Source organism: Cellulomonas sp. P5_C6 (genome assembly GCF_054049635.1).
This window is the reverse complement of sequence record NZ_JBFULZ010000281.1, coordinates 1-3,776: the sequence shown is the minus strand read 5'-3', so window position 1 is coordinate 3,776 and position 3,776 is coordinate 1. Positions and strand designations below refer to the sequence as shown.

Annotated in this window: 3 protein-coding genes; 2 read left to right on the top strand and 1 reads right to left on the bottom strand. The window is 73.5% G+C overall.

The annotated features are described in order from the left end of the window. Positions 1 to 131: 131 nt before the first annotated feature. Positions 132 to 2,054, bottom strand: a complete 1,923-nt coding sequence (locus ACXJKG_RS20040; protein ID WP_456847483.1) for an MDR family MFS transporter — start codon at positions 2,052 to 2,054, stop codon at positions 132 to 134. Positions 2,055 to 2,265: 211 nt separating this feature from the next. On the opposite strand from ACXJKG_RS20040, the gene ACXJKG_RS20035 reads away from it, so the two are divergent. After that, positions 2,266 to 2,889 carry a hypothetical protein gene (locus ACXJKG_RS20035; RefSeq protein ID WP_456847482.1) on the top strand — a complete coding sequence of 208 codons (624 nt, stop codon included), beginning with the start codon at positions 2,266 to 2,268 and terminating at the stop codon, positions 2,887 to 2,889. Between the two features lie 129 nt (positions 2,890 to 3,018). Continuing rightward, the gene (locus ACXJKG_RS20030; protein WP_456847481.1) at positions 3,019 to 3,639 is read left to right on the top strand and encodes a copper resistance CopC family protein; all 621 of its coding nucleotides are present in this window, start codon (positions 3,019 to 3,021) and stop codon (positions 3,637 to 3,639) included. Positions 3,640 to 3,776: the final 137 nt, after the last annotated feature.

Here is a 3,776-nt window from a genome sequence, read left to right as displayed (position 1 = left end):
GGCCCGACGCGTGGGCTACCGGCGCTGGCCAGGCGCGTGGCCTGGCGCGGGCTCGGCCCGGTGCGTGGCGCGACGACGACGGCCCCGGCGCGCGAGTGCGTGCCGGGGCCGTCGGTGAGTCGGCGGTCGGGTCAGTCCGCGCGGACCTGCTCGTCCGCGAGGACGTCGTCCTCCACGTCCACGCGTACGGGTTCCACGTCGGGTGCGTCGTCGTCCACCTGCGCGGGCGACTCCGACACCGACTCCGCCGCCGCGCGGTTGACCGCGGCCTCGTCGGCGACGATCCCCGCGACCCCACCGACGGCGGTCGCCGCGGCGGCAGCCTGTGCGGGCGGCTGCGCCGGACCGGCCGCCGCGGCCGCGGCATCGGCGGCCTCGTCGAACCGGCCCTGGATGCCGGACACGTTCCGCAGCGGCAGCTCGGGGAGCATCACCGTGAGGATCACGCCGACGGCCATGATGCAGGCCGCCAGCAGCAGGACCGTGTCGACCGACTGCGAGAAGCCGTCGAGGAACGGCTGCGCGAGGCGCGGGTCGAGGTTGTTGATGAACGACGAGTCGTCGAGCGACGGCACCGCCCCGCCGGCGCCACCCGGCTGGAGCATCGCCAGCACGGGTGCGTTGGCCGGGTCCGCCTGCACCGCCGGGTCGGCGACGGCCGCCTGGAACGCGGGCGTCTGCGCGACGGTCCGGAACGCGGCCGCGATGTTGTCGCCGACGGTCGAGAACAGCACCGAGAGGAACACGGCGGTCCCGAGCGTGCCGCCCATCTGCCGGAAGAACAGGGACGACGACGTCGCGACGCCCATGTCCCGCACCGGCACGGCGTTCTGCACGGCGAGGACCAGCGGCTGCATGGTGAAGCCGAGCCCGAGCCCGAAGAGGACCGACACCGCGAAGACGAACGGCAGGTGGGTCCCGGACTCGAGGCGCGAGAACAGCAGCGCGCCCGTGCCCATGAGGATGGTGCCGGCGACCGGGAACACCTTGTACCGGCCGGTCCGCGACGTGGTCTGACCGGCGATGATCGAGCCGGCCATGATGCCGAGCGTGAACGGGATGAGCGTCAGGCCCGCCTGGGTGGGGGTCTGGCCCTTGACGATCTGCAGGTACAGCGGCAGCGTCGCCAGCCCGCCGAACATGCCGAGGCCGATGACCGTGTTGGCGCCCGCACCCACCGAGAACGTGCGGTTCCGGAACAGGTAGAGCGGGAGGATCGCGTCACCCTTGGCGTAGCGCTCCGCGACGATGAACGCGACCACGCCGAGCACGCCGATGGCGTAGCAGGCGATCGACCGGCTGGAGTCCCAGCCCCAGATACGACCCTGTTCGGCGACGACCAGGAGCGGGACCAGCGCGACGATCAACGCGAGCGCGCCCGGGTAGTCGATCTTGTGGTTCACACGCTTGAGCGGTGGCAGGTGCAGCACGCGCCAGATGACCAGGATCGCGATGATGCCGATGGGCACGTTGATGAGGAAGACCCAGCGCCAGCCGTCGATGCCGAGGATGGTGTCCGCGCCGGCGAAGAAGCCGCCGACGACCGGCCCGAGCACGGACGCCACGCCGAACACGGCGAGGAAGTAGCCCTGGTAGCGGGCGCGCTCGCGCGGGGCGACGAGGTCCCCGAGGATCGTGATCGCCAGCGCCATCAGACCACCGGCGCCGAGGCCCTGGATGCCGCGGTAGACGGCCAGCTGGTACATCGAGTCGGCCGTGCCCGAGAGCAGCGACCCGACCACGAAGATCGAGATCGAGATCATGTACAGCGGCTTGCGGCCGTAGATGTCCGAGAGCTTGCCGTACAGCGGCGTCGAGATCGTGGCCGTGAGCAGGTAGGCGGTGGTGACCCACGCCTGCAGGGACAGGCCGTTCAGGTCGTCGCCGATGGTCCGGATGGACGTGGCGACGATGGTCTGGTCGAGCGCGGCGAGGAACATGCCGAGCATCAGGCCGCCGAGGATCGTGAGGATCTCGCGGTGGGTCGGGGGGACGAACGTCGATGCCTTCGAGGACGCCGGGAGTTCGGTGGCGGTGGAGCTCTGCTGGGACATGTGACCTTCTCGGCAGACGGGGACGCGTCATGCGACTGCACTGGCGGGGGACGTTACGGGAGGGGTCTGACACTCCGTTTGATTGCGCAGGACAACCATCCCGCACCCATTTCGCAACAACGGTGGCCCCGCGCTGTGTTCCCCGTCACGCTGAATTGGCTCCGGCGAGGTTGGGGCGGGCCGTCGCCGCCGGGGCGGCTACCGTGTCGGGATGCCCGCTCCCGCGACCGGTCCGCTGCGCCTCGCGCGTGCCGGCACGGTCGCCGCGGTGACGGTCGCGCTGGGGACCCTTGCGCACGTGCTCGCCGGGGGCGGGAGGCCGCCGGCCCTCGTCCTGCTTGCCCTGACCGCTCTCGTGCTCGCCGCCGCGGTCGTCGTGACCGGGCGCCGGCTGGGCCCGGCCGGGGCGCTCGCGCTGCTCGGCGTCGGGCAGCTGATGGTGCACTCGGTTCTCGGCGCGGTCACGTCGATGGCCTGCATGCCGGGCCCGGGTGCGCTGGTCGGACACGCGCACCACGCCGGCTCGGTGGTGCCGTGCGCCGCGACGGACGCCCCGGTGGCGCCGGCGCTGCTCGGCGGGACCGTGATGCTCGCGCTGCACGTCGTCGCGACCGTCGCCGCCGCGCTCGTGATCGTCGGCGCGGACCGGGCGCTGTGGTGGCTGTCGGCGTGGCTCCGGCCGCTCGTCGGCACCGGCATCCCGGTCGTCGTCGTGCCCCGCGCCTCCCTGCCGACGCCCGCCGAGGTCCCGCCCGTCGGGCACGAGTGGTGGCGCGACGTCGTGCCCCTGCGCGGTCCGCCCGCGTGGCAGTCCCCCGTGGTCCCCCTGCGCTGACCGGTCGTACCGGTGGCCGGGCCGACCGCGTCCCTGCCGATCGCTCACGACCGAGGACTTCGCATGCCCACGCTCTCTCCATCTGCCCACCCCACCGTCCCGTCCGCGCCCCGCGCGGGACGATTCACCGTGCTCACCTCCCGCGTGCCCCACGAGTCGGTGGTCCGACGAGGCGCCGCGGTGCTCGCCGGCCTGGCGCTCGCGCTCGCGGGGACGCTGGCCGGCGCCACCGCCGCGCAGGCGCACAACGTGCTGCGGAGCACCGACCCCGCCGACGGAACCGCCGTCGAGGTCGTCCCCGAGCACGTGACCCTCACGTTCGACGAGCCCGCGCTGGCCGTCGGCACCGAGATCGTGGTCCACGCTCCCGACCAGCGGACGGTGAGCACGGGTCCGGCCGTCCTCGTCGACAACACCGTGACGCAGGCGGTCACCGGGGCGCTGCCCGCCGGTGTCTACACGGTGGTCTACCGGGTCACCTCCGACGACGGGCACCCGATCGAGGGGACGTTCTCGTTCACCGCGTCGCACGACACGGCCTACGGGGTCGTGACCCCGTCACCCACCGCCTCGCCCACGCCCACCGCGTCGCCCGTTCCGACGAGCTCGGCGACGGCGACGGCGTCGGCGGCCGATCCCGACCCCGAGCGGCACGTCTCCGGCGGCGTGCTGATCGGGATCGCGGCGGTCCTCGTGGTGGGCGGCGGCATCGGCGCGTGGCTGCTGCTGCGCAGGCGATCCACGTCGTGACGGACGGCACGTCGGGCGGGCGTCGGCGGCGACCTACGCTGGTCCGATGACTGCGCCGGTGACGAGCGCCGGCCGCGCGGGCGCCGGGGGAGCGGGGGTCGGCACGCGTCGACCCCCGAGCCCCTGGCGTGTCGCCG